The organism is Kineococcus vitellinus, assembly GCF_009906315.1.
In the GTDB taxonomy this organism is placed as follows: Bacteria; Actinomycetota; Actinomycetes; order Actinomycetales; family Kineococcaceae; genus Kineococcus; species Kineococcus vitellinus.
On the sequence record NZ_JAAALL010000435.1, the window covers coordinates 1 to 2,588 of the forward strand.

The window sequence follows — 2,588 nt, forward strand, 5'->3', positions numbered from 1 at the left end:
CCGTGCACCACGGCTCCGGCGACGAGCGGTCCCTGGACCGCAGGTCCGTGGTCGGGCGCGAGCGCGACGCCCACGGCGGCGTCAAGGTCGGTTCCGCCTTCTTCGGCTGGCTGACCGCCACCGGGACGGCGGTGCTGCTCACCGCGCTGCTCGCGGCGACGGGGACCGCCGTCGGCCTGGCGACGACGGACGACGTCGGCTCGGCCGTCGACAGCGTGACGCAGCAGGCCGCGGGCGAGGCCGCCACCGTCGGCGTCGTCGGCGCGATCGCCCTGCTCGTCGTGCTGCTGGTGTCGTACTTCTGCGGCGGCTACGTCGCCGGCCGCATGGCCCGCTTCGACGGCGCCAAGCAGGGCATCGCGGTGTGGGCGTGGGCCGTGGTCATCGCCGTCGTCGTGGCGGTCCTCGCCGCGGTCGCCGGCAGCAGGTTCGACGTCCTCGGCCGGCTCAACGCCTTCCCGCGCATCCCCGTCGACGCCGCGTCCCTGACGGGCGGCTCGATCATCGCGCTCGTCGCCGCGGCCCTGGTCAGCCTGCTGGGCGCCGTCCTCGGCGGCCTGGCCGGCATGCGCTTCCACCGCCGCGTCGACAAGGCGGGGCTGGGCCGGTGAGCGCCTCCGAGGAGCGCGTGGGCACCGCGCGCCCCGGCGCGCTGCGCGTGCAGTCCACCCGCCCGGGCACCGGCGGCTCGCACCGCGGCGGCCTGTACGGCAGCACCGCCGGCGCCAACATCGCGCGGGCCTGCACCGCCGAGCTGCTCGGCACGTTCGTGCTCGTCCTCGCGGGCACCGCGACCGCGGTGGTCACCCTGGCGGGCGCCCCGGGCACCTACGACCTGCCCGCGGTCGTCATCGCCTTCGGGCTGGCCCTGACCGCCATCGCCGCCGGGTTCGGGCACGTCTCCGGCGCCCACCTCAACCCCGCGGTGACGGTCGGGCTGGCCGTGGTGGGCCGCTTCCCGCTCAAGGCCGTCCCCGGCTACGTCGTGGCCCAGCTGGCCGGCGCGGTGCTCGCCTCGCTGGCGGTGTGGGCCTTCTACGGCGACGCGGCCCGCGAGGTCGCCCGGCTGGCCGCCACGACGCCGAGCCCCGGCGTGTCCACCGGCCGGGTGCTGCTCGTCGAGGCCGTCATCACCTTCGTGCTGGTCCTGGTCGTCATGGCCGTGGCCACCGACGACCGGGCACCCGCGGCGGCCGCACCGCTGGCCGCGGGAGCCGCCCTCGCCGTCGGGATCTTCATCGCGGCCCCGCTGACCGGTGGGGCGGTCAACCCGGCCCGCGCGTTCGGCCCGGCCCTGGTCTCCGGCACCTGGACCGGCTTCTGGGCCTATGTGGCGGGTCCGCTCGTCGGCGGCGTGCTCGCCGCCCTCGTCTACGACCGGCTGCTCGCACCGGCCGAGGCGCCCAGCACCGACGACGGGTCCTGAGGGCGCTCCCCGCCCCGGGCCCGCAAGCCCGCACGAGGTCCCCGACCCGTCCCCGCACCGCGCGGGGGCGGGTCGTCCGCGTGCAGGGCCGCAGCGCCCGTGGCCGACCGGCCGCTCAGCCGCGCAGGACCTGCCAGCCCAGGCGGGCGATGAGGACGGCGACGACGACGAGGAAGACGGTGCGCACGAACCTGCTGCCGGCCGCCACGGCCGTGCGCGCACCGAGGTAGCCGCCGGCGAGGTTGGCGACGCCCATCACCAGGCCGAGCGCCCACAGCACCGAGCCGTGCCGGGTGAACACCACGAGCGCGCCGACGTTCGTGGCCAGGTTCACGATCTTCGCCGTCGCGCTGGCCTGCAGGAACGCGTAGCCGAGCAGGCCGACGAGGGTGAAGACGAGGAAGGCGCCGGTGCCCGGGCCGGCGATGCCGTCGTAGAAGCCGATGACCGCGCCCACCGCGGCGGCGACGACCGCGTGCCGCGAACCGCTGAAGCGCAGCGCCGTGCGCTCCCCCAGGCTCGGGCGCAGCAGCGTGTAGGCGGCCACGAGCACGAGCGCCACGAGGATCACCGGCGTCAGCACGCCGTCCGGCACCGCGGCGGCGCACAGCGCCCCGCCGGCGGCGCCCGCGGCGGCGACCGCGGCCGTGGGCAGGGCGGTGCGCAGGCTCGGCCGCACCCGGCGGTAGTAGGTGGCCGCGCTCGTGGCCGTCCCCATCGCCGCGGCCAGCTTGTTCGTGCCGAGCGCCTGCACCGGGTCCATGCCGGGGACCAGCAGCAGCACCGGCAGCTGCACCAGCCCGCCGCCGCCGACGACGGCGTCGACCCAGCCTGCGAGGAAGGCGGCGGCGACCAGGAGCAGGACCGTCAGGAGCCCGAGGGATTCCAGGGTCATCGGGGGCGCCTCACCGGGCGAAGGTTCCGCTCACGCGCCCATCATGGCGCCCGCCCCGGCGCGGGCCGGTGGACGGTCCACCGGTGGAGCCGGGGCGGTCCCTCCCGTACCGTGGGTGCGTGCGCATCCCCGGGACGACGAACGGCCGGCTCGTGCGCCGTCGCCACGTCGACCTGTGCCGCACGCACACCTGCACCTGTTCCTGACGAGGTCCGCGCGCCCACCCCCGCGGTGGGTCCACCCCCTCGTCAGGAACAGGTGCAGGTG

At 77.0% G+C, this 2,588-nt stretch carries 3 protein-coding genes; 2 read left to right on the forward strand and 1 reads right to left on the reverse strand.

Going from position 1 to position 2,588, the window contains the following annotated elements:
* Positions 1-2 precede the first annotated feature (2 nt).
* Both GTQ99_RS22055 and GTQ99_RS22060 read left to right on the forward strand, forming a co-directional pair.
* Entirely contained in the window at positions 3-611 is a 609-nt protein-coding gene (locus tag GTQ99_RS22055; RefSeq protein WP_420814607.1) for a hypothetical protein, read from the forward strand.
* A complete protein-coding gene (locus GTQ99_RS22060) occupies positions 608-1,426 on the forward strand; it encodes an MIP/aquaporin family protein (protein ID WP_338075191.1) in 819 nt (272 codons plus the stop codon). Before GTQ99_RS22055 ends, GTQ99_RS22060 begins: the two co-directional genes overlap by 4 nt.
* A 115-nt stretch (positions 1,427-1,541) precedes the next feature.
* Here the strand turns inward: GTQ99_RS22060 and GTQ99_RS22065 are convergent, their stop codons facing one another.
* Positions 1,542-2,321, reverse strand: a complete 780-nt coding sequence (locus GTQ99_RS22065; protein ID WP_166617831.1) for a sulfite exporter TauE/SafE family protein — start codon at positions 2,319-2,321, stop codon at positions 1,542-1,544.
* Positions 2,322-2,588: the final 267 nt, after the last annotated feature.